Here is a 22,302-nt window from a genome sequence, read left to right on the forward strand (position 1 = left end):
ATCGCATAAAAAGGCTATTTTTTATATTTAGATAAGCTTTTTCTTGTATAATACGATTTTCTTTCAACTGTGGGTTCATAGCTCAGTTGGTTAGAGCATCCGGCTCATAACCGGATGGTCCCAGGTTCGAGTCCTGGTGAACCCACCACCTACTTTCAAGCTTTAAATTTCACTATTTTTCATTAGATTTTAAAATTACCAAATTTAAAACAATCTGCTTTTTAACAACGTCAAAGTGAAATTTAAATCTACTTTGACATAAATTTAAAATTTATACTCGATCTTTAAACCACCACTTATGCCGTAGTTTTTATCATTATCAAACATGCCACTTAGCTGAGAAGAGAGAACTAAATTTTCGCTAAGCTTGGTATCTGAGTTTAAAGTAAGCTTGTAGCTTAGCTTATTGTTATCAAGTTTGTAATCAACATACTCATTTGAATTATTAAGCGAAACATAAGACTTATCTTCTGAGTTATATACACTTTGTTTTACTAAAAATTGCACGCTAAATGCGTTTTTATCGCTGTTTAAAGCGTATTCAACTCCTGCTGCCACAGCCACATTAAAGTCATTTATGCTCTTTTGATCATATCGGTCATTTTTAAATCCATCAATACCGTTAGCGCCAAGCTCTAGTGCTAGTAGAGGCTTTATGATTTGCTCAAACTCGCCACTTTTAGAGAGTGAAATTTTATATTTATAGTAGTTGCTTGAGAGGATGCCTCTGCCTTTTACACTAGCTTTTTGCGACTCATCTAGGCTGCGTTTTGAGTTTATAAAGGCGAAATTTAGATTACTTTGTATCTCGTGAGGGCCTCTTTCAAAAAGCCCATACGCACCAAAACTATAAATTTTAGCATCATCTTTTAATATATCTGAGCTAAATTTAGCCTTGCTTACTCCAGCGCTTACCCCTAGGATAAACTCGTCATAACCTCTGTCATAGCCGATATTTGTACCATAAAATTTAAGGTCGCCATCGCTTTGCCTGTCCTTAAAATAAGCACCATTTACATTTGCCCAAAAGTTGTTTCTCTCCCTGCTAGCTTCTGCTGCTTCGTAAGCCATCTTTGCGCTTGGCATGATGTCGCTTTCAAGTCCAGCTAGCTTAAACTGTGAGATATCAGCCTTTGTCCTTAGTTGCGTGACCTGAAATAACCTAGAGTTCATCAGCTCATTACTGTTTTGCAAGGCTTTTATGCTCATTTTGAGCGAAGAAGTAGAAATTTCTCTCATATCTTTGTCGGCTTTTTGCGCTAGTTTTCTTAGCACCTCATCGTCACCGCTTGAGATTGCTTGCACAAATTCAGGCGTGCCTTTTAGCATGCTTAGGATTTTATTTTCTTTTTGGCTAAATTTAGAAACCCTCTCTTGCACCACATTGGACGAAACGGCTGGATTTTCTCCCTTTTTATCACTTAGCTTCATCACGATCTTGCCGTCACTTATGGCGTAGGTCATAAATAAATCCCCAAGTTTTTGCTCGTTGTTAAAGATAGCGCCCTCATTTATGATATTTTGCGCGCTTACTAAAGTATATGTTTTATCAAGTGCCATGCCGCCTTTAAGTGCTGCAGTAAAATCAACATCAAATTTCATCCCAGCGCCAAGGGTTAAGACCTTTTTAAAGTCAAGTATCGGCTCATTTTCACTGCCAAAGCTCTTTATCTTTAGGCTCTTTTTTATGAGGCTATCAGGCTCAAAGCCAAGCTTTTGCGCGCCGCTAACCTCTAAATTTTCTACCTCAAATTTACCATCTCCTAAGAGCACATCTTTAGCTAAAGGCGTATCTTTGCCGTTTATAACTAGCTCTTTTAGCTTAGTTGCGCCGCCTCCTACTCTTAGCAGACTATCGCTATCCATGACGATTTTATTGTCAAATTTAACGTCTTTAACAAGTAAATTTTTACTCTCAATATCCTGGCGATACTTTAAGCCGTCATCATAGGTATTTGAGCCATCAAATTTATCGATATAGTGAGTTAGCTCGCCACTTAAATTTATGACCGAGTTTTTAGCTGTGATGTCGCCATTTAGCTTAGCATCTTTACCTATGGTAAGCTCTGATGATTTAAGCTTTATGCCATCTTTTGCACTAAATTTTCTCTCGTCCCAGTCAGGCTGAGAGAGTGTGGATGGGCGAGCGAGATCCATATAGGCTGGCTCACTTAGACCAGCTGCGGCCATCTTGCTCTTTGCTAGGGGAGTTAAAACGCTAGCATCGCCAATGGCGTGCGTCTTTGGATGTCCTTGGAGCGTAACCTTGGCATTTTCTAGGCTCAAAGCACCATCAATGTCAAATCCTCCGTCAAAAATAAGCTCCTTGCCCTGCCCGCTATGTTTTAGCTCTATATTTTTATCGATGCTTGCGTGAAATATCGTATCTTTGCCACTCTCGCCGTTTATAGCAAGCGTTGCTCTTTGTGAGTTATCATTTGTTATCTTCGCGTCACTTGAGTTGGCCGATATGTTGTTAAAAGTCTGATCAAAGCCATTTAGATCAAGCGCTCCACCGCCATTGCCAAAGAAAATTTTGTCATTTAAATTTTCATTCACGCCAAGCCTTAAGAGCCCTCTGCCACTTGTTAGATAAATTTTATCAAAGGCATTTAAAGCTCTTAGTTCAACCACGCCCTCGCCTAGCCTTAGTGGTTTGTTGCCACTTGAGCTTACTATCAAGCTGCCTTTGCCTAGCTTATGCACGCTTGTGTCTGAAGTGACGTTTAAATTTAAACTAGCGCCCCCAGCTATGTCAAAACCTGCAAATTTCGCTATCTTGCTACCATTTGTGCTATTTAGCGTAAGATCTCCGCTATTTACGACGATACCGCCATGTCCTAAGTCTAGGTTAGTGCTTAGCGTGATATTTGAGCCATTTGCGCTACTAAATATATTATCTTTATTTTGCACTAATGCGCTGCCTAGGACATTTACGCCACTTACTAAATTTTCATACTCTTTTTTATAGTCGTTAAAATCTCTTGCAGTAACGATAGATGCGTAGTTTTTATTATCCTCAACTCCGGTTAAAACGCCTACCAAGACCCATTTTTGAGCTACCGTGTCATAGACAAAAAACCCAGAGCCACTATCTCCTGGCAAAAGCCTATTTCTAAAGCCCCTGTTTGAAGTCATAAATAGATAAACCCCGGGTTTGCTTACACTTGAATAATGGCTCTTATAAACTGCCGAATACGCTACTCCTATCTCATTTACGCTTGCGCCAAGTGCATTATTTACTATATTTTGGTTCTCAAACTCAGTAGCGCTCATCACCTCAGCAAAACCATCTGTATCGCTTTTTGGCCTTTCAAGAGCAAGCGACCCTGTGCCAGCCTCGTATGCAAGGATATTCTCACCGCTAGCTCCACCGCTATTTTTTATATCCCTAAAACGATCTTCTATCTTGTTTGCATTAGCCTCATCTTTTGTTTGATCTTGGCTAGATATCTCCAAATTTGGCACATCCAAAGGATCGATCTGCCCTTCAACTATATATTTTGAAGTTCGCAAATACGTTGTGTCTGCGCCATAAAGCTTTTGCGTAGAATTTGTCGCGTACTCATAGAGCGTGTTGCCAAACCAACCTCTGTTTTCATTAAAATTTGTAGCAGCTGAGGCAAGGAGTGTGTGATTTGCCGTCACCACAAAATTTCGCCCAAGGGAGGTAAAGTTTCCTTTATTATTTCTTGCGTTGTTGTTTGGGATCTTATTAAACGTAAATTTAGCGCCGTTTCTTTGCGTAAATTCTAGCGGAGCATCTGTGGCTTTAAAGATGCCTTTGTTTTGTGCAAGATCAAGGTAATCTCTATAAAAATTTGTCCCTATATCCATGACCTGAGCGTCTAAACAGCTACATAAAATGCTAGATAAAACAATAGAAATGCTAAGATTATTTTTCAAGATAAACCTCCATTTTTAAGATAAATTCCATTTAAATCGCAAAAGGCATTATATACCTTTTTAAACTTTTTGATGATTAAAATCTTAATTATTTTTTAAACGATAAATTTACTTTAACAATTTTACCCCTGCGCTTTTTAAATTTATCTCGATTTTTAAGCTAGCATTTGGCTATAATCACTCAAATTTAGATTGCGGTCGCAATTTACATTTGCATAAATTTATCTTCAACTACCATTTTTGCAAATTTCAAAAGTCAAATTTCACAAGTTTCGCGTGCCGAAAATATCAAATTTACATTTCTTAAATCCCAAAAGGAGATTTCGTGGAATTAAAACAAACCGGTATATCACGCCGTGGCTTTTTAAAAGGTGCTTTAGCCACAGCGGCTATTGCCACGCCACAAACGATGCTGGCTGGCTTTACGCCATTTAAGTCTGACTCGCTTCAGGTTTGGTCGTGTGGAGGCTTGTCTGAAGCTTTTAACGAGCTAAATGCCATTTACGAGTCAAGAACAGGGCACAACATCCAATACACCGGCGCTTTTGCTGGCGCTCTTGGCAAGTCGCTTTTAGCACTTCAAAGCACGACCGAGCTCTTTGGAGCAAGGGTTTTAGAGCTTTCTAAAAAACTTCGCAAAGCTGGTCTTAGCCTCCACTTTAGACCACTATGCTTTACTGACTACGTCCTAGTCGTGCCAAAAGGCAATCCTGCAGGCATTCGCGACTTAAAAGACCTTGCAGAGCCAGGAGTTAGAGTGATGCTGCCTCTTAGATCATCGCCCCCTGGCAGTGGCCCAGTCAAAGGGATCTTAAAAAACTCAAACCTCACTGATGCGGTGATGAAAAACATGGTCGCAAATGGATCATGCGTCATAAATATGATGTGCGAGCTAGTTGATGGCAAGGGCGATGCTTCGATCATCGAAAAACGCCTAACAACGCACGATAGGTTCAAAGACAAGATCGAGTACATGCCCATAGACGAAAAGCTCATCCCACCTGGACCGCTCACTTTTACGCTAAATATAATGAAATATGTAAAAGATGAAAGGCTCGCAAATGACTTTGCAGACTTTGTTTGCGGCACTGAGGGTCAAGAAATTTTTGAAAAACATGGCTTTACCTCCATTTATTCAGCGCGTGGGCTAGAGCTTATAGAAAGGTTTGGTGTAAAAGATGTGTAGTAGCTGTAATAGCGCATGCTCTAATAGCAGTGCATGCGGTAATGTAAATTTAAAAAAGAAAAGCAAAAACTCTCCCACAACAAAGATAAGACGCCTAGTGCAGCTCATCTTTATAGTAGGCATCGGTCAGTGGGCGTATTACGGCATTTTTAGATGCCCTTTTGCAGTGCCTTTTGTAAATTGCCAAAACTGCCCTATCATCACCTGTTGGGGGCGGATCACGTCGCTGTTTTTTGGATTTTGGCTATTTATCCCAGCGCTTGTCATCCTCTTTGGCAGGGCATTTTGTAGCTGGGTCTGTCCAGCAGGCTTTGTCAATCAAATGCTTGGTAAATTTGCCTTTTTCAAGCTAAAAATCCGCAGCAAAAAGCTAATAATCGCTCAAATAGGCATGCTAATTGCCATAGCAATCAGCCTTTGGGTCTATTTCGTCTGGGGCAATCCACGCATGATGATACCTATAAGAACGAGCGACGAGTACCTAACCGCCGTTACTTTGTCACTTCGCTTTGGCGAATGGGAGTGGGTCACTCGCACGGTGATCATCATCTCAGTCATGTTAGCCTCGCTAATCGTAGCTAATCTTTGGTGCCGCTTCGTCTGTCCATCAGGTGGCGTGCTTGAAATTTTGCGTAAATTTTCGATCTTTCGCGTCTATAAAACAAGCGCTTGTGACGACTGCGACGCATGCTTGCGCAAGTGCGAGATGGGGACAAGACCTGATGAGATAAACTGCACAAACTGCGGAGACTGCCTAAATGTCTGCCATGCAAATGCCATTAAATTTGGAAGGAAAAAGAGCTAATGATCTTTCGCACTAAGGCTGATCTAGATAACCACCCATGCTTTAACAAAAAGGCCTCCGCTAGCTACGGACGCGTACATCTGCCAGTTGCCCCTCACTGCAACATCCAGTGCAACTTCTGCAACCGCATATATGACTGCGCTAATGAAAATCGCCCTGGCGTAACGGCAAAGGTGCAAACGCCAGATGAATCGGTGAAATTTCTAGAAAAGCTCTTTAAATTTAGACAAGACATCTCAGTCATCGGCATCGCTGGACCTGGCGATCCGATGTGCGATGCTGACAAGACGCTAGCGACCTTTGAAAAGTGCAAGTCCCACTTCCCAAATGCCCTGCTCTGCCTCTCGACTAATGGCTTAGCGCTGCCTGAGCACGTTGATGAGATCGTGCGTCTTGGCGTGAGCCACGTGACAGTAACTGTTAATGCCGTGACGCCAGATGTTGGCTCGAAAGTCTATTCGTGGGTGAGATATGAGGGTAAAAACTACTACGGCGAGGAGGCTGCTAGGATACTGCTAGCGCGCCAGGACGAGGGCATCCGCAAGCTAAAAGAGGCTGGCATGCTAGTAAAGATAAATACCGTAGTCATCCCTGGGGTCAATATAAACCACGTCCAAAGCATCTCGGCAAAGGCAAAGCAGTGGGGAGCTGACATAATGAACTGCATGGCGATGATACCGGTGCATGACACCCCTTTTGAAAATTTAAAGTCCCCTTCAACCGAGGAGATCCACCGCATTCGCAGATCGATAGGCGGCGATATAGACCAGATGACGCACTGCAGTAGATGTCGCGCTGATGCATGTGGAAAGCTTGGCGAAAGATAACGATAAAAGGCACTAAATTTAGTGTCTTTTTGCTTTTTGTTTTTTTGCTCGCGCGACCTTTGTTTTTTCTTGTATGGCTCGTGGCTTGTGTGTCTTACAGCTCTTGGTTAAATTTTGTAAAGCTATCTTAGATATCAAAGTTATAAAAGACATAGAAAAGAGTGGTTCATTCGTAGTTAGAGTAAGTTTTACTCAAAATCAAAGTGGCAAAAATTTCTTTACATTACTTTGCAAACCCTCTTAAAAGCCATTTAAATGGGCTTTGCTCAATACCTTTTACCAAAAACTATATAGACCTAAGCGTTATTATCTTTATCTATCTCGCATCTTTGACAGTCTTTGTTGATGCTTATGATATGAGGTACACCCTCAGGGCTCTTTTGGAGCGACTTAGTCATGAGGTTTCTGCAAAAGTTTATAAATTGAGCTTTACTTTAAAAATATAGACGCCATTTTGTATGAAATTTAAATTCGCTGTTATATTTGTTTTACTCTTGCATAAATTTTATCTCAGCAAACAGCTTAAATTTATGCCTGTTTTAAATTTACAAGCTCAAATTCTGCCCAAAATTCGCTTCCAGCTCCTGCTTCACTTTTTACGCCAAGCTTTGCACCGTGAACTTTAGCTATATTTGCAGCGATAGCAAGACCAAGACCGCTGCCTCTGTTTTTGGCTCTTATTTCTTGAGCTTTCAACTTGATAAAATTTATTCCAGATTAGCTCGATATCTTTTTTAGAGATGCCTAAGCCATCATCTTTTACAGACAAAAGTGCGTGCGTTTTTGTGAGGGTTAAATTTAGCTCAACTTTACTTGAGGCAAATTTTAGTGCGTTGCTTAAAAAGTTATCCACCAGCCTTGATATCATAAGCTCATTGCCCAAAATTTGGACATCTGGCGCTACAACGCAGCTAAATTTTAGCCCCTTTGCACTTGCTAGCTTCTCATAGTCGCTGGCTAAATTTTGCAAGATAAAGCTTAAATTTATATCTTTTAGCTCCAAATTTCTGCCAGCCTCCAACCTCGAAAGCTCTAAAATTTGATCTATCAGCGAGGTTATCTTTCTTGACTGCCTAGAGATGACCTCTAGCGACTCCTTGGCCTCGCCCAAATTTTGCGCATAGCTCGCAGCGTAGTCGCTCTCAGCCATGATGACAGATAGTGGCGTTCGCAGCTCGTGCGAGACATCTGAGGTGAGCTGTTTCTCGCTTTGATAGACCTTTTCTAGGGAGTCGAGCATCTGGTTAAAAACGCTTGCAAGTGCGTGCAGCTCGTCTTTGCCAGCAGGCAGGTCTATGCGCTTTGAAAAGTCACGGCTACTGCCTATCTCAAGCGCAGTTTTTGACATCGTGGCGACTGGCTTCATCGCATTTTTTATCGTTTTGTAGCCGCCGTAAAGCACAAAAATAAACAAAACCGGCACAAAAACGCCAAGAGCCAGTAAAAATAGCCCCTCTTTTTTGAAAAATTTCTCCGCATTTATCACGCCTCTGACCCAGATCCCTTTGCCTTTAGCTGCGATATCGTAGTAGTAAAAGCGGTTTTCACCGTTTTCAAAAAGGCGCACTGCACCGCTGTTCATTTTAAGTGAAATTTGAAAGTGTTTTGGCGCTAAACCACCGATCACATCGCCTTTTGCGTTATATTTTATAAAAAATATCCCATCATCGTATGGCTCAAACTCATCCATATCGTTGGCTATTTTGGTGACTGATTTGGCTAGCTTTTTTTGGCTCACGTCCTCAAAAACCTCGTCCGCCACGACCGCCGAGATAGCAACTAAAGCCGCCACGACCGCCGAGATAGCAACTAAAGCCGCCACGATAACGATGATAAAAAACGAGTACCAAAGCGTTACGCGCGCCGTTATCGGGATGTTTGCAAGCGCTTGCTTAATCCTTAACAACATAACCAAGCCCTCTTTTAGTCTGGATCACCTCGCACTCGCCAAGCTTTTTTCTTATGTTTTTTATAAGCACGTCGATGACGTTTGAGCCACCTGTGTAGTCAAAGTCCCAGACGTGCTCTTTGATCTGGTCGCGAGTTAGAATTCTGTCCTTGTTTAGCATCAAAAACTCTAAAATTTCATACTCTTTGCCAGTTAGCTCGACCTGTTCGCCGCTAAATTCGACTGACTTTTTAGAAAGGTCGATCTTTAGCTCGCCTGCGCAAATTTCACTAGCCACGTTGCCGCTATTTCGGCGAATGAGCGTGCGCACCCTAGCTAGCAGCTCCTTAAAGTCAAATGGCTTGACCAAGTAGTCATCTGCACCCGCGTCAAGCCCCTTTACAACGTCGTCCACATCGTCCTTTGCCGTTAGTATCAGCACAGGGGTCGCTAGCTTTGCGGCGCGCGATCTTTGCAAAAATGTAAGTCCGTCCATCACCGGCATCATCAGATCAAGCACGATAAGATCGTAGTGCGCGACGGCGGTAAAGTCCATCGCCTCCTCGCCGTTAAACGCGCTATCTACGCTATATCCGTTTTTCTTTAGGTGCCTTGTGATGACGCTATTTAGGTCTATTTCGTCCTCGACGACTAAAATTTTCATCCCTGCCTTACCTGCTTCACTTGGTTTTGCCAGCTATTTTATCAAATTTGGCTTTTTATTTTTAGATTTAAAATTTCGCCATTTGCTGCGCCTATCTTAAAATCATATAAAAAGCCGTTAAATTTAGCCCTTGCGTCATAAAAATACTCCGCTCCAAGCGAGCCAAAACTTTGTTTTTTCGCTAGATAGATCGGCGAAAATTCCACCTCTTCTGGCTTTGTTTTTAGGCGCTCTAAAATGAGCTCTTTAACTCTTTCTGGCAAGATGTGAGCCAGCCCTTCAAATTTGGCCTGCTCTTCATTTATCTTTGATAGCTCCGCCCTTTGCGCCTCGTCTTTTAGGTGGTTTGAAGCGTTTGATAGCCACACTCCGGCCTTGCCAGCGTAGATGAGCAAATCCGCTGCACCTTGAAGCGAAAGCTCAAGTGTTTTTTTAAAGAAATTTTGAGCTTTGCATTTTGGAGCTGCTTGGCTTAAAATTTTTGCGCTACTGTTTGCCTCGCTTGAATTTTTATCTAAATTTTCAGGGCTTTGTTCGCCCTCTCCTAAATTTTCGCAACTATTTTTATTAGTACCAGCCTCGGCATTTTTACTTAAATTTTCTCTCACGTTTTCGCTTAAATTTTTATTCAAATTTCTCTCTAAAACCTGCTCGCCAACCTTCTCGTTTAAATTTTGCTCTAAATTTTCACTCATCTTTTTCACCTTTATAAAAATTTAACGCCCAAAAAGGGCGTTAGATCACTTTGTGTAATTATCGATTATTTCGCTAGTTTGAGCGTTTATGATCACTTTTCTCTCGCTCCTGTCGCGTTTAAGCTCTACTTTGTATATCCAAGCACCATTTTTATTATCAAGCTCTGCCTCATCAAGACTCCAGCCAGCCTCAAGCGCTTGAGCTTTAGCCACAGCCTCGTCGATGCTAAGAGCAAATTTTGAAAAATCTACCGCTTCGTTCAGCAAGATATGTTTTTTATTTTTATTCTCTACTTTAACGATCTGACCGCTGTTAGCATCGATCTTGATCTCTTGTTTGACGCCGTCTTTAAATGACTCTATCTTGTAAAAAGTCACACCCTTTTTGACGTTCATCTCGATATCTTTGACACTTGAGCCTGGGAAGTTTTTCTCAGCTATGTTTAAAGCCTCTTTTGATGTGATGACTGCTTGCAAACTTGTCACTCCTAAAACTACTGCTAAAACTGCTGCACCTAGTACCTTTTTCATTTTTAATCCTTTTATTTTTGATTTCCAACTTTCGTTTGGATGAGCACATTATAAAAGTCTTAAATGAAGCTAGGATGAATGAAGAAATTATTTTAACTTCGCCAAAAGCCGAACATATAATCATATTTTGGCAACAAAGCAAAATGATATACTTTGAAATAGCAATAAAGCTGAGGGGAAATAAATGGAAAAATACAAAAAAAATAAAAAAACTTAAAGTTCTTGAAACATCGTTAAAATCTGGATTTTAAAAGGACTTTTGAAGATAAATGGCTCCGGATGCTGGGTTCGAACCAGCGACCAAGTGATTAACAGTCACCTACTCTACCGCTGAGCTAATCCGGAACACTTAAAAGAAGTCGTATTATAGTTAGCAATCATTTAAAAAAAGCTTAAATAACTAAAGAATAGAAAATTTATATTAAAAATAATTTAGGGGCAAAGCTGCCCCCTAGTTTTAGTAAAGACCAAAAGTTCCGTCTGTTCTTTTGTAGATGACGCGCATTTTGGCATCGACATCGTTAAATACATAAAATTGTTTATCGCTTGATTTTAGTTTATCAAGTGCTTCTTCTACCTCAAGAGGTTTGTAAATTTCAAGCTCCATAGGCACGATCTCTTCGACACCTTCGATCTTTTCTTCGCCTATTCTCGAGCGAAATTCTTTATCATCAGCCTTGCCTTTTACTGTAAATTTCTTATCGTGCTCTCTTCTTAAAACTTTTGAAGCCTTTTCGATAGCAAGATCTATCGCCGCATAGAGATCTTTATCTTTTTGGCGAACGACTATCGTGTCTTTGTGAGCCATATTTAGAGAAAATTCTGCATTAAAGCCCTTTTTACCTTGCTTTTCATCCGCTCCTACTACGCATCTTGCTGAGATGATGTCAAGGTTGTACTTGCCAAGGGTGTCAAAAGCGTCTTGAATATAGTTTTTGATGGGCTCTGTTAGCTCAAATTGTTTTCCTACAATGCTTATGTTCATCGCAATCTCCTTTATAGAAAGTAAGATGATTATAACACGACGAAACTAAAAGCAAATTAAAGTAAAATCTTTATAAAATTTTAAAGTTTTTGAAGAGTTCGTTTGTGAAAATTTATAGGATTTGAGGCTTTCCCCGGTTTTGAGCTGACAAAGACATCTAGCATTATTGTGCCTTGATTTACTCCGGTAGCAGCCACTGCGTCACCAGAGCAAATGCCCATATCGCCAAAATATTTTACATATACTTTAAAGGTAAAGAGGTCGCCAAATTCGCCAGCTATCGGATTATGCTCGTCGCCAAGGCAAACTGCTCCAGTTTTATAAAAGTCATTGCTTATGATAGCTAGCATGGCGTACTCAGTCGCCGCACGGGCTACTAGCTCACTTTGCTCTCTTAGATAAATTTCGCTATTTTGCTTAACTGAAGTGCTAGCGATCGAAAGAGCCAGCATACAAATAGAGCTTGCGATAACCACAAAAAATATCGCCGCAATGAGTGTAAAACCTCTCCTCATCAATAAACCGCCTTTGACTTGCAGATGGTTATCTCTGAGTTTTTTGCCCTCATGCAAAGTTTTAGCACGATGACGCCATTTTTTTCAGTAAAGACAAATCTCGTAACATTTTTAGCAAGGGTTGCCTTTTCGCCGTTTTTATAGCCCTGACCCATCCATGGACGATAGTCGTAGTATAAATTTAGATCAAAGACGCCATTTGCTGTATCCTTTGGATCAGCGCTTTGCTCTGGCACTATGGCATTTGCTGTGTAGGCTAGATGATACTGTTCTGAAATTTGCTTGCCACCAAATCCTGAAATTTCTAGTGTATTGCCGTTTAATCCACTTTGACCGCCCTTTACACCAACTTTTGCTATATCTAGATCAACAGGCACAGTTCCATTGCTATAGCCAAAAGAGCTTTGCACATTGTAATAAACATCAGAAAATATCGCTACAACGCCACCATCTTTATTTTCAAAATCCACACAAGTGGCATTTCTTATCTCATCTCTACATGTTAGATCTTTTATGGTCTCGACCACTCCAGTAGTGAAATTACTTCCAGGACTTATCAGACCAGTTGCTGGTGAGCTCTTAGCAAGATCCGCATAGCCACTATATCTGCCTGCTTTTCCGCCCTGCTCTATGACATGGTCATTAGCATCAAGAGATATAACGTCATTAAAAATTTCATACGCATAGGGGATAAATTCTAAAATTTCATACTTAGCATCTAAATTTACTCTATTATCATTTAGTGCCAAGAAATCTCCATCAGTTTTTCTAGCGATCACGCTTGGTTTTATGCGGTGCTCTAGCCTCTTTGAAATTTGCTCCAGTGCGATCTCCGTTTGCGTCTCAAGCTCATTTACTGTCCTTGTTTGAAAGTAGTTTGAGTAGATGTTCATTATGGCGTTAAAGCTCATCATAGCGATGATACCAAGTACGACGATGACGACTACAAGCTCAAGAAGCGTAAAGGCTCTTTTCATTTCCACGCTTTCGTATTTAGCGAGCCACCCTCGCCTAGGTTAAAAGCGTAGGCTCTTAGCACCGATGTCGTCTCTTGTTTTGTGTTGTTTTTATATGAAGTAGCAGTTACAATTATCTCTTTTACGTCACTGTTGTCTAGCCCTAAATTTGGCTTAAACCAGCCATTGCTCTCATTCACAATTACATTATAGTCTGAGCCAACTATGTAGTCTCTGTTTTGATTTGTTGTATTTAAATTTTTATTTCTTTCATCGTAGTATTTTACCGACCTTATAGATGCATCAGGTGGCTCTAACTCTGGTGAGTTTTCGTAAGCAAAAACCCTATGTCCGTCGCCTGTTATTTTATTTATCTTATAAAATTCGTTTCTTTTATCGCCTGGCTTTAATATGATAGGAAAGAAGTAAGCAGTCTCAGCGCTAGCACTAACGTTTGAGATTTTTATGATCCTATTACTAAAAGGAGCTTTTAAGATAAGCCCCACATACGTCTTAGCATTCATCAAACTCTCTTGCGTAACCGCCTTTTGATTTAGCTCAGATGTGGTCTTTAGTACAAGCGGTATCGACGTGCTGATGATCGCCACAACGACTATCGAGAGGATAAGCTCTATAAGAGAAAAGCCTCTTTTTACCAAGAAATTCTCCTATTTGTCTTATCGCTTAGATCGTTGAAGTTATTTTCGCCGCCTATGACATTTCCTACGTCACCTTTACTAGAGCCACTTTTTAGGGTCTTGCCAGCCCAGTCGCCATTTGGCACGAGAAATCTCACTGTGAAATCATTTGTCACCGCATCTTTATCAAATTCATTATATATGAGCCAGTTTTTTGTATGCATTTTGGCTATATCTGTAACTGCTCGGTTATTTTTTACATAAATGTAGCTGACGCCGTCACTAAGTGCTGTCTCTTTGGCTGTATCTCGTGTAGTGTGATTTGAAAAGCTGTAACTATCGACATTGCCATAACTAGCATCGTGCAGAGGATTTACATACCATGAGTGCGTACCCGCAAACTCCTCCCAGCGAGCGCTTGATCCTGGTTTTTGCAACATAAATTTACTCTCGTCGCAACCATTGCAATACACTCCGTAGTAAATTTTTGCCTTAAAGCCAGTGTTTGGTCCCTCATAGTAAGGTGCATATGTCCTAGCGTAGTAAAATTTCGCCGATGTTTTTGTGGTTGGCTTTTTGTAGTTGTCTCCCTTTGTTTTATTTCTACTACTTTGTTCCTCAGCCAAGCTTTCAAAAGTGAATATATCGCTTGTCACCTCAAAAGGATTTTTGGCTACGTTTTTTTCGCGCGCGAAGTTAAATTTTAGACTTACATCAGCATAGCCGTCACTTCCAAATGCCTCTTTCTTAACACTATAAGCTCCATCATGTGGAGATAAATTTACCTTTTTTACAAGTGCGGCAGGATTGCTATCATCAAAAAATATTATTTCACTATTTAGCTTGTCTACCCCAGCAGCATCACTGCTTAACTTTGAGCCACTATTATCAGTATATTCAGCTATGATCTCTCCGGCTTTTATTTTAAATGTTGTATTGTTTGCATAGCAACCATTTTGGTAAAGAAGTGCTGGATTGTCATTAAAAAGTCTTGCTCTTACTTTAAAACTTAAAGTTGGCGATGGGGCTTCTTTTTCGTTTGCAATATAACTAACACCACCCCCTAATATCTTAAAGTCGCTTACCTCAAGATCCTTTGGCGCAAAATTAAATTTATGCTGATTAAAATTTATATCACAACCAAATTTACCATCCCCATCCTCTTCATTATAACTCTTGCCAAGTGCGCAGTCACTGTCTTGCTGTGTTGCTTTTTGATCTACCTTTGTATAGCTAGCATCCCTTACATCAAAGTAGGCTTCACCTATATCAGAAAAAGAAAATCCACTATCATCATCGCTTGTAGATCCAAGCTTGCTTATAATCCCTATAGCTTTATCAGGATCATTAAAACTTACTTGAAGCTGATCGCTACTTCCATCACTTATAGCTGTTGGCAAGATGCAATCACTTGTTCCTTTTTTTACTGAAGCAAGTAGTACTTTATCAGTTGTGCTATCAGCTTTTAAGGTGTTTGTATAGCCGTTTGCCAAGCCCCCATTTGCGTCATAAGCTCCAAGAGTGATCTCACTGTAGCTTTTGCCACCTATTAAAGTTTTGTCCGTATAGGCTGAATTTGTAATCGCATCATAAAGACCAAATGTCGCTGGCCTTACTGCAAAACTATCAAAAGCAGCACATTTTTCATCGGTTAAATTTGTGATTTTATTTTGATAACTAAGCTTAACGTGTAAGTCAGGATATGGTCTTGGCACGATCACTCTTCTTGTGATAGTGTGAGTTGAAGTAGTAAAGTGCAAAGTCTCAGCTGGTATGACTGATTTATCAGAACCACAATCAGTCACTAGTTTTAATGTCACATCAGTATTTGAGTCAGGTGCCTTTAGAGTACCATCAGTCTTTTTATAGTTTGAGATAGTGATGTCAAAAGGCTTGTTTGCTATCTTTGTATAAAGCTTATTTTTAAAATTCCCACTTGGATCATTTTTTTGGCTTCTAGGATAAAAGTCATTTTCTTCTTCATTAACGATCTTTAAGTCGTAATTCGTTGGCACACACTCTTTAATCCTGCCATTATATTTTAACCCTATAGAAGCATTTTCAAATTCAGCCTCATATTTTGTCTTTTTATATTCTGAATTTAGTACCCCAACAAATTTTAATCTTGCAAAATTTCCTGAATCATGCGTAAGCGTTCCACCAACTCCGGTACTTGCATTTTTACCTATTACGTATTTTAATGTATTACCTATGATTTGAACACGATCCCCACTATCTTGCAATACTTGACAGTTTCCATATTGAGAATCACTTGGTCCAGATGTATTTATCTGAAGGCAACTTGAACTAGGCTTATAGCTTATAAATTTAGGATCAAAATTTATCTTTAAAAAAGCATTATTTGCATCTTCGTGACCTTTATTTTGTATGGTTACAAGCGTTTTAAGTTCAGTTCCAGTTTTTACTTTTCTTATTTTATTTGGATTATTATCTCCTTTAACAGCAACGTCTACCCATTTATTTGCAACACTGTCCCATACCTGAAGCTCCTCTGTATAACAAACCTCAGGATCATATAGTGCAGTAGAAAAAGCAACCATACCGATATTTAACCTATCGCCTTGAGTATTTCCAGATATATTTGAAGCGGTTGCTTCAAACTGCATATCAACTCTGCTTTGTTTATTTGACATAAAATTTGATATATCAAAGAGATCTAGATCCATTTGACTGTTAAATTTTTTATCAACATTAGCCAGATAGCCAAACCTTGTGATAGAAGAGTTAAATTGATTATGGCTTGGGTTACCTACTGAGTTTGGATCAGATGGATTAGTTCCAGAAGTGAGGCTTTGAAAAGTTCCATCATTCCTCTTTATCATCACATCTTCGCCTGTTATCTCCTTGCGTCCACCAAAGCCCATAAAAGCAAGGCTTGAATTTACAGTGCCTGCAGTCGGAGTATAAAAGTCATCAAATGTTAAATTTAGTTTTGTATTTTGTGTAGTTTGAGTTGATGTTGTCTTTTTTCTTTTAACAAGGGGTGAGATATCTGACATGCCGCTATAGATGTTTACAGCTTTTGGTTTGATCTTGCCTTCATCCTCTTCACCAAAGTCATAAACTATAACCAAACTCCAGCCGCCATACTGTGAGACAACGTAGCTAATGCTCCAGTCACCATCAGCGTACAAAGCTGTACCATGAGCCACCTTTGCCTCTTGCTCTTGTGCATCTATCGTTACTTTATAGCTTCTTGGAGTAGTTTTTTTGATAGTTGATGCTATACCGCCAACTGCAAATGTCCTACCCGCATCACTCTTACCAAGACTAGCCTTAACTAGATCAGTCACATCAGCGCTTGCCTGATAAGTAAAGTACATACCACTTCTTATACCAACGGTTGATTTTGCAGCATTGCCATCTTTATCAGGGTGAAGCGGTATAGTATATTTTGCATCGCAACCACCAGTATCATCAGGGTTATTTGGATCTTTGCAGTATTTATAATATGTATCGCGTGTTACGGCATTTGGATTATAAGGAGTAAAAGAGCTATCCCATTTTACATCTTCCTCATTAGCCTTTACAAGATGTACTAATCCATCAGGGGTTTTAAATTTAACACTAGTATAGCCAAAGATATTTTCATACATAACATTTAGCAGTCCTTTATCTTTTTTCCACTCATCATAAACTGCTCCACCCCAGTAAAGCCTGGCGTATTTAATCTTTGTCTTATCTATATTTTTTCGTTCATATTCACTTTTATCTTCAAATTTAAAAGTCGCGCGAGATGAATTTGGAAATTTACTAGTGCCAAGACCTGGCTCTTCGTTAACATATCTTTTTTCTATTATTTGAGAAGTGTTTGCACTAGGATCATCTGTTGTACCACTTAGCGATGGTTCAAACTTAAAGCCATTTACTCTTGGCACGATGACGCTAGCACCGATAACATCCATGTCGCCGATAACCCTTATAAATTTATCTCTTTTTTTTATTTGGTTGCTATCGTTTAAATTTTTATAGTAACTCACATCCCTATATCCACTTAGGATTAATACTCTACCATTTACTACATTTGGAGTTTCTGGATAAACAGCTCCAGTATCCTGACTAGCGCCTACACAGTGTCTAATGTTGTCATAGTCGATCCTGCAAACAATGCCTGCACCACAAGCTGCTTGTTCAGCAGTAGTACAAGCTCTAACGGTGCTTGGCAACTCTAGATCATCAGGATCGACATCACCAAAAACATAGATAAAAGAAAATAGGAATAAAAAAAGAATTTTCAAATTACAATCTCCTTAATGTAATTAGAGCTAAGAGCTCTAAACGTCCTTGTTTGTTATTTTTGTATGAAATTTTCTATCATTTCAGCTTGTCCGTATTGTGGATATTTTGTAACGTCAAGCACTACTTGAGATAAAGTCATATTGTCCATATTGCAAACGATAGGAGCCACGAAATTCACGGTTGATTTCTCAAGTGGGAGGGCAACTACGATGATGTTGTAAATTCTAAGTTGCGAACTCTCCTTGATATCCATAAGCTCTTCATAGTAGCTTGGGATGTCAAATTCATAACTTCTTAACGCAAAAGGATTTATCATTGTAAAAGATGTTTCGTCATCTTTGCTCGCTAGCTTAACAAAAAATTTATCGAGCTCAATAAGTTCCATCGTCTTGATATGCTCGAAGCCTAAAATAGGGCTTTTAACACTAAAAATCATACTAACTCCTGTTTTGTAAAATTGCCTTATTTTAGCATAGTTTTAAAAAATTTATACAAAAATAATGCCAAAAAATGTAAAATAAGCGAATTTAAAATTTTTAAGGAAAAGCATGAAAAGATTTTCTAAATTTCTAGCAGTCGTAGCTCTTTTAGGGCTTTTTAGTGGTTGTGCTGAAAAATACACCGAACTTTACAATCTAACTCCAGACGAGTGGTACGCTCAGGTCATCGCTGACATAAAAGATGGCGATCTGGAGTCAGCTGATAAACACTACGTTTCAATGGCTAGCGAACACGTTGCAAGCCCACTTTTGGAGCAAATTTTACTCATCCTTGCCCAAGCTCACGCAAATGACGAAGAGTATCTAATGGCAAATCACTATCTTGACGAGTACATCAAAAGATACGGCGATAACGGCCCAAAAACAGAATTTGCTCAATATCTAAAGATAAAAGCAAATTTTGACTCATTTACCCAGCCAAACCGCAATCAAAAGCTAATGGAGGATAGCGTAACTGAGATCGAAAAATTTCTTTATATGTATCCAAATACCGAGTATAAGCCGCTTATCGAGACCATGCTTATCAAATTTAAACTTGCTCTTTACTTCTTAGATATGCAAATAGCAGATCTTTACAAGAGAACTGGCCGTGACATTTCGGCTAAAATTTACGAGCAAAAGCTAGAAGAGTCGCCGTTTAAAAACTCAGACCTTATCAAACCTGACGTGGCATGGTATAGAAAACTGTTTGAATAGGAGAAATTTTGCAAATAAACGAAAACAAAGGCTTCCCAACTGAGATCCCTATCATAGTTGAGGACGAGCTATTTTTATATCCATTTATGATAACGCCGCTTTTTTTAAGCGACGAAGAAAATTTAAAAGCGCTTGAGCTTGCCATACAAGGAGAGACACCGATCCTTGTCGTGCCTACAAAGCCCCAGCAAGACGGCGCTAGAGACTTTGACGGCATCTATGACGCAGGCGTTATCGGCACGATAATGCGCCGTGTGCCGCTACCTGACGGACGCGTAAAAGTGCTATTTCAGGGCATCGACAAAGGTAAAATTTTAAAACAATCAGGCATAAATCCACTCCGTGGCATCGTCGATATGCTCCACGTAAAGCGCCCATCGCAGGTCAAAACTGACGCTCTTATAGTAGTTTTACGAGAAAAAGTAAGAGAGCTTTCGCAGTTTAGCCACTTTTTCCCGCCTGATCTTTTAAAAACGATCGAAGAGAGCGCTGAAGCGATCAGAGTTTGCGACCTAGTCTCAAGCGCGCTTCGTCTAAAAAAACAGATCGCTTATAGCTTTTTTGTTGAGGAAAATTTAGAGCAGCGCCTACTAAAGCTCATCGACTACGTCATAGAAGAGATCGAGGCAAACAAGCTTCAAAAAGAGATCAAAAATAAAGTCCATTCAAAGATTGACAAGACGAATAAAGAGTACTTTTTAAAAGAGCAGCTAAAGCAAATTCAAGCTGAGCTTGGAGCGGACACGAGCCGAGAAGAGGAGCTTGAAGAGTATAATAAAAAGCTTGACGCGAAGAAGAAATTTATGGCTGAGGACGCCTACAAAGAGATCAAAAAGCAAATAGATAAGCTTAGCCGCATGCACCCAGACTCAGCCGATGCAAACACCTTGCAAAGCTACCTTGACTGGGTACTTGAAATTCCATTTGAAAATGTAGCTAAGAAAAAGTCATCTATCGCCGAAGTGAGCAAGCACCTAAATGCTGACCACTACAGCTTAGAAAAGCCAAAAGAGCGCATAGAGGAGTATTTTGCTTTGCGTGAGCTTTTGGAGCTTAGAGGAGTTGGCGAGAAGGTAAACAATGGCGCCATTTTATGCTTTGCAGGCCCTCCAGGTGTGGGTAAAACTAGTCTTGCAAACTCGATCGCAAAGGCGCTAAAGCGCGAGCTAGTTAGGATCGCACTTGGCGGACTTGAGGACGTAAACGAACTAAGAGGCCACCGCCGCACCTATATAGGCGCTATGCCAGGCCGCATCGTGCAAGGGCTCATAGAAGCCAAGCAGATGAACCCAGTGGTTGTATTAGATGAGATCGACAAGGTTGGCAGAAGCTACAGAGGCGATCCAACCGCTGTTTTACTTGAGATATTAGACCCAGAGCAAAATAATAAATTTAGAGACTACTACCTAAATTTCAACATCGATCTTAGTAAGATCATCTTCATCGCCACAGCAAATGACGTGAGTATGATACCAGCTGCACTTCGCGACAGGATGGAGTTTATCGAGCTAAGCTCATATACCCCACAAGAGAAATTTGAGATAGCTAAAAAATATCTCTTGCCCCAAGAGCTTAAAAAACACGGCCTAAAACCAAGCGACGTAAGTATCAGCAAAGAGGCACTTGAGCTAATAATTAGCGACTACACAAGAGAGAGTGGCGTGCGAAATTTACGCCGCAGAATCGCTGACATACTAAGAAAAGTGGCTAAAAATATCCTAACCAAAAAGAATGAGGGCAAGATCAACGTCACGGCTAAAAATTTAAAAGAGTTTTTAGAGAAAAAGGTCTATGAGATCGAGCCAGCGGACAAAAAAGATCAGATCGGCTTGGTAAATGGCCTTGCGTGGACGAGTGTCGGAGGTGACGTGCTAAGGATCGAGGCTATCAGGATCCAAGGCAAAGGCAGCATGCAGATCACCGGCCAGCTAGGCGACGTGATGAAAGAGAGCGCTCAGATCGCATTTAGCGTCGTAAAAGTGCTGATAGATAACAAAAAACTAAAAGTGCCGATGGCTATCGTGCCAAAATTTGATGACGACAAGCACAAGCTTGAAGCCAGCGACGTTTATAGACGCTACGACCTTCACTTGCACGTGCCAGAGGGCGCGGTGCCAAAAGATGGTCCAAGCGCTGGTATCACGATGGCAACTGCGATCGCATCGATACTAACTGACACGAAGGTCAGACACGACATCGCAATGACAGGCGAGATCACGCTAACTGGCAGAGTTTTACCTATCGGCGGACTAAAAGAAAAGCTCATCGCCGCTCACAAAGCTGGCATCAAAACAGCTCTGATACCTCGTAAAAACTATGACCGCGACCTTGTCGATATCCCAGCAGAAGTAAAAGCTGACATGAAAATCATCGCCGTAGATACGATCGATGATGTGCTAAAAAACGCTCTTGTAGCTAAAAAATAATCCCTACTCTAGTCCCATTTTGTCTCACTTGGGACTAGAAAAATTTATAAATTTTGACGACTAAAATCCAAACAAAAAGCCATATAGCACTAGAAGTAATTAATAAATTCAACAATATAACGCGGAAATTTCTAGTAAATTTTAAAATTTCATGAACGAGTATATCACATCGCCAAATTTAAACTTGCTAGAGTTTTAATTCGCATTCAGTGCGCCAGCACTGGGACATGCCACCTTGAACGTGCGAGGGGTTTAGGGGATTTAAAAAGGGGGATAAGGGGACGGCTTCGTAATTTAAGTCACCTTGTCTCCCTTTTGGATAAAAGAGTTTATAAATTTAAAGTTGTGATTTCAAAAATAGAAATTTACTATCGCACAAATTTTAAAATTCCATTCACTCGCAAGAGTTGACTACTAAAATTTGGCTTCGCTTAGCGCTTAGCTCAAATTTTAGAGCCGAAATTACTCGTTCATGAAATTTTAAAATTTTATGGATAGTTTTATAAGTTAAATTTAGAATTTAAAGCAGAAAAACAAGTAGTCTAAAATTCACATAGTCCTCTAAATTTAGAGGACTATGCTTTGTGTTTAATTGTAGTGATTTGGGTCTTGTTTGTTTAAAACCTCTTCTTCCTAACCTCTTCAACTATAGCTTTAGCCATCTCATCTACTTCTGATGTGACTTCGTTTGCTTGGTTTGCAATCACCACATTTTCTTTTGTTAGGTGATCTATTTGGGCAACTGATTGATTGATCATGTTTATGCCTTCACTTTGCTCTTTGATTGATTCACTCATCTCATTTATTGATTGAGCTAATACATT

At 40.1% G+C, this 22,302-nt stretch carries 18 protein-coding genes, 2 tRNA genes and 1 pseudogene; 7 read left to right on the plus strand and 14 right to left on the minus strand.

Annotated elements, in window-relative coordinates; genetic code table 11:
* Nucleotides 1–71 precede the first annotated feature (71 nt).
* Nucleotides 72–148: transfer RNA gene (locus tag F3G76_RS02905), tRNA-Ile, on the plus strand.
* A gap of 116 nt (nucleotides 149–264) precedes the next feature.
* Here the strand turns inward: F3G76_RS02905 and F3G76_RS02910 are convergent.
* Nucleotides 265–3,906: a S6 family peptidase gene (locus tag F3G76_RS02910; RefSeq protein ID WP_149705863.1), complete on the minus strand. Its 3,642-nt coding sequence runs from the start codon at nucleotides 3,904–3,906 to the stop codon at nucleotides 265–267.
* Between the two features lie 325 nt (nucleotides 3,907–4,231).
* On the opposite strand from F3G76_RS02910, the gene F3G76_RS02915 reads away from it, so the two are divergent.
* Genes F3G76_RS02915 through nifB form a run of 3 tightly spaced genes read left to right on the plus strand, consistent with a single transcriptional unit; the run spans nucleotide 4,232 to nucleotide 6,724 of the window.
* Nucleotides 4,232–5,092 (plus strand): substrate-binding domain-containing protein, encoded by an 861-nt coding sequence (locus tag F3G76_RS02915; protein ID WP_021084303.1) that lies wholly within the window; start codon nucleotides 4,232–4,234, stop codon nucleotides 5,090–5,092.
* Nucleotides 5,085–5,897: a 4Fe-4S binding protein gene (locus tag F3G76_RS02920; protein ID WP_149705864.1), complete on the plus strand. Its 813-nt coding sequence runs from the start codon at nucleotides 5,085–5,087 to the stop codon at nucleotides 5,895–5,897. Before F3G76_RS02915 ends, F3G76_RS02920 begins: the two co-directional genes overlap by 8 nt.
* Entirely contained in the window at nucleotides 5,897–6,724 is an 828-nt protein-coding gene (nifB, locus tag F3G76_RS02925) for a nitrogenase cofactor biosynthesis protein NifB (RefSeq protein ID WP_149705865.1), read from the plus strand. Before F3G76_RS02920 ends, nifB begins: the two co-directional genes overlap by 1 nt.
* Nucleotides 6,725–7,252: 528 nt before the next feature.
* On the opposite strand, the gene F3G76_RS11085 is transcribed toward nifB, so the two are convergent.
* From F3G76_RS11085 to F3G76_RS02945, 5 genes are read right to left on the minus strand one after another with little or no spacing between them, the layout of a single operon-like run.
* Nucleotides 7,253–7,420 (minus strand): ATP-binding protein, encoded by a 168-nt coding sequence (locus tag F3G76_RS11085; protein ID WP_411160709.1) that lies wholly within the window; start codon nucleotides 7,418–7,420, stop codon nucleotides 7,253–7,255.
* A complete protein-coding gene (locus F3G76_RS02930; RefSeq protein ID WP_223227399.1) occupies nucleotides 7,347–8,633 on the minus strand; it encodes a HAMP domain-containing sensor histidine kinase in 1,287 nt (428 codons plus the stop codon). Before F3G76_RS02930 ends, F3G76_RS11085 begins: the two co-directional genes overlap by 74 nt.
* Complete coding sequence (locus F3G76_RS02935) at nucleotides 8,617–9,276, minus strand: response regulator transcription factor (RefSeq protein ID WP_149705866.1); 660 nt, start codon at nucleotides 9,274–9,276, stop codon at nucleotides 8,617–8,619. Before F3G76_RS02935 ends, F3G76_RS02930 begins: the two co-directional genes overlap by 17 nt.
* 41 nt (nucleotides 9,277–9,317) lie before the next feature.
* Nucleotides 9,318–9,971, minus strand: a complete 654-nt coding sequence (locus tag F3G76_RS02940; protein ID WP_149705867.1) for a hypothetical protein — start codon at nucleotides 9,969–9,971, stop codon at nucleotides 9,318–9,320.
* A gap of 45 nt (nucleotides 9,972–10,016) precedes the next feature.
* Nucleotides 10,017–10,502, minus strand: a complete 486-nt coding sequence (locus F3G76_RS02945) for a PepSY domain-containing protein (RefSeq protein ID WP_149705868.1) — start codon at nucleotides 10,500–10,502, stop codon at nucleotides 10,017–10,019.
* Between the two features lie 74 nt (nucleotides 10,503–10,576).
* On the opposite strand from F3G76_RS02945, the gene F3G76_RS10425 reads away from it, so the two are divergent.
* On the plus strand, nucleotides 10,577–10,753 hold the full coding sequence (locus F3G76_RS10425) for a hypothetical protein (RefSeq protein ID WP_188116298.1): 177 nt from the start codon (nucleotides 10,577–10,579) through the stop codon (nucleotides 10,751–10,753).
* A 19-nt stretch (nucleotides 10,754–10,772) separates the two neighbouring features.
* Here F3G76_RS10425 and F3G76_RS02950 read toward each other — a convergent pair.
* From F3G76_RS02950 to fliW, 7 genes are all read right to left on the minus strand, one after another.
* Nucleotides 10,773–10,847, minus strand: a tRNA-Asn gene (locus tag F3G76_RS02950).
* A gap of 112 nt (nucleotides 10,848–10,959) precedes the next feature.
* Nucleotides 10,960–11,487: a ribosome hibernation-promoting factor, HPF/YfiA family gene (hpf, locus tag F3G76_RS02955; RefSeq protein ID WP_004317788.1), complete on the minus strand. Its 528-nt coding sequence runs from the start codon at nucleotides 11,485–11,487 to the stop codon at nucleotides 10,960–10,962.
* 80 nt (nucleotides 11,488–11,567) lie between these two features.
* Nucleotides 11,568–12,002, minus strand: coding sequence for a hypothetical protein (locus F3G76_RS02960; RefSeq protein ID WP_012140100.1), 435 nt, complete (start codon nucleotides 12,000–12,002; stop codon nucleotides 11,568–11,570).
* Entirely contained in the window at nucleotides 12,002–12,979 is a 978-nt protein-coding gene (locus F3G76_RS02965; protein ID WP_149705869.1) for a prepilin-type N-terminal cleavage/methylation domain-containing protein, read from the minus strand. The genes F3G76_RS02960 and F3G76_RS02965 overlap by 1 nt, the downstream gene beginning before the upstream one ends.
* Complete coding sequence (locus F3G76_RS02970) at nucleotides 12,976–13,617, minus strand: type II secretion system protein (RefSeq protein ID WP_103570320.1); 642 nt, start codon at nucleotides 13,615–13,617, stop codon at nucleotides 12,976–12,978. Before F3G76_RS02970 ends, F3G76_RS02965 begins: the two co-directional genes overlap by 4 nt.
* A complete protein-coding gene (locus F3G76_RS02975) occupies nucleotides 13,611–17,855 on the minus strand; it encodes a hypothetical protein (RefSeq protein ID WP_149705870.1) in 4,245 nt (1,414 codons plus the stop codon). Before F3G76_RS02975 ends, F3G76_RS02970 begins: the two co-directional genes overlap by 7 nt.
* 53 nt (nucleotides 17,856–17,908) lie before the next feature.
* On the minus strand, nucleotides 17,909–18,292 hold the full coding sequence (fliW, locus tag F3G76_RS02980) for a flagellar assembly protein FliW (protein ID WP_012140104.1): 384 nt from the start codon (nucleotides 18,290–18,292) through the stop codon (nucleotides 17,909–17,911).
* A gap of 112 nt (nucleotides 18,293–18,404) precedes the next feature.
* Between fliW and F3G76_RS02985 the strand changes: the two genes are divergently transcribed.
* Together F3G76_RS02985 and lon are read left to right on the plus strand one after the other, a co-directional pair.
* On the plus strand, nucleotides 18,405–19,052 hold the full coding sequence (locus F3G76_RS02985; RefSeq protein WP_107970131.1) for an outer membrane protein assembly factor BamD: 648 nt from the start codon (nucleotides 18,405–18,407) through the stop codon (nucleotides 19,050–19,052).
* An 8-nt stretch (nucleotides 19,053–19,060) separates the two neighbouring features.
* Nucleotides 19,061–21,478: an endopeptidase La gene (gene lon, locus F3G76_RS02990; protein ID WP_149705871.1), complete on the plus strand. Its 2,418-nt coding sequence runs from the start codon at nucleotides 19,061–19,063 to the stop codon at nucleotides 21,476–21,478.
* Nucleotides 21,479–22,095: 617 nt separating this feature from the next.
* Here lon and F3G76_RS02995 read toward each other — a convergent pair.
* A pseudogene (locus tag F3G76_RS02995) lies at nucleotides 22,096–22,302 on the minus strand (methyl-accepting chemotaxis protein); the annotation flags it as partial.

Origin of the sequence: Campylobacter concisus (assembly GCF_902460575.1) — a bacterium.
Lineage (GTDB): Bacteria > Campylobacterota > Campylobacteria > Campylobacterales > Campylobacteraceae > Campylobacter_A > Campylobacter_A concisus_AW.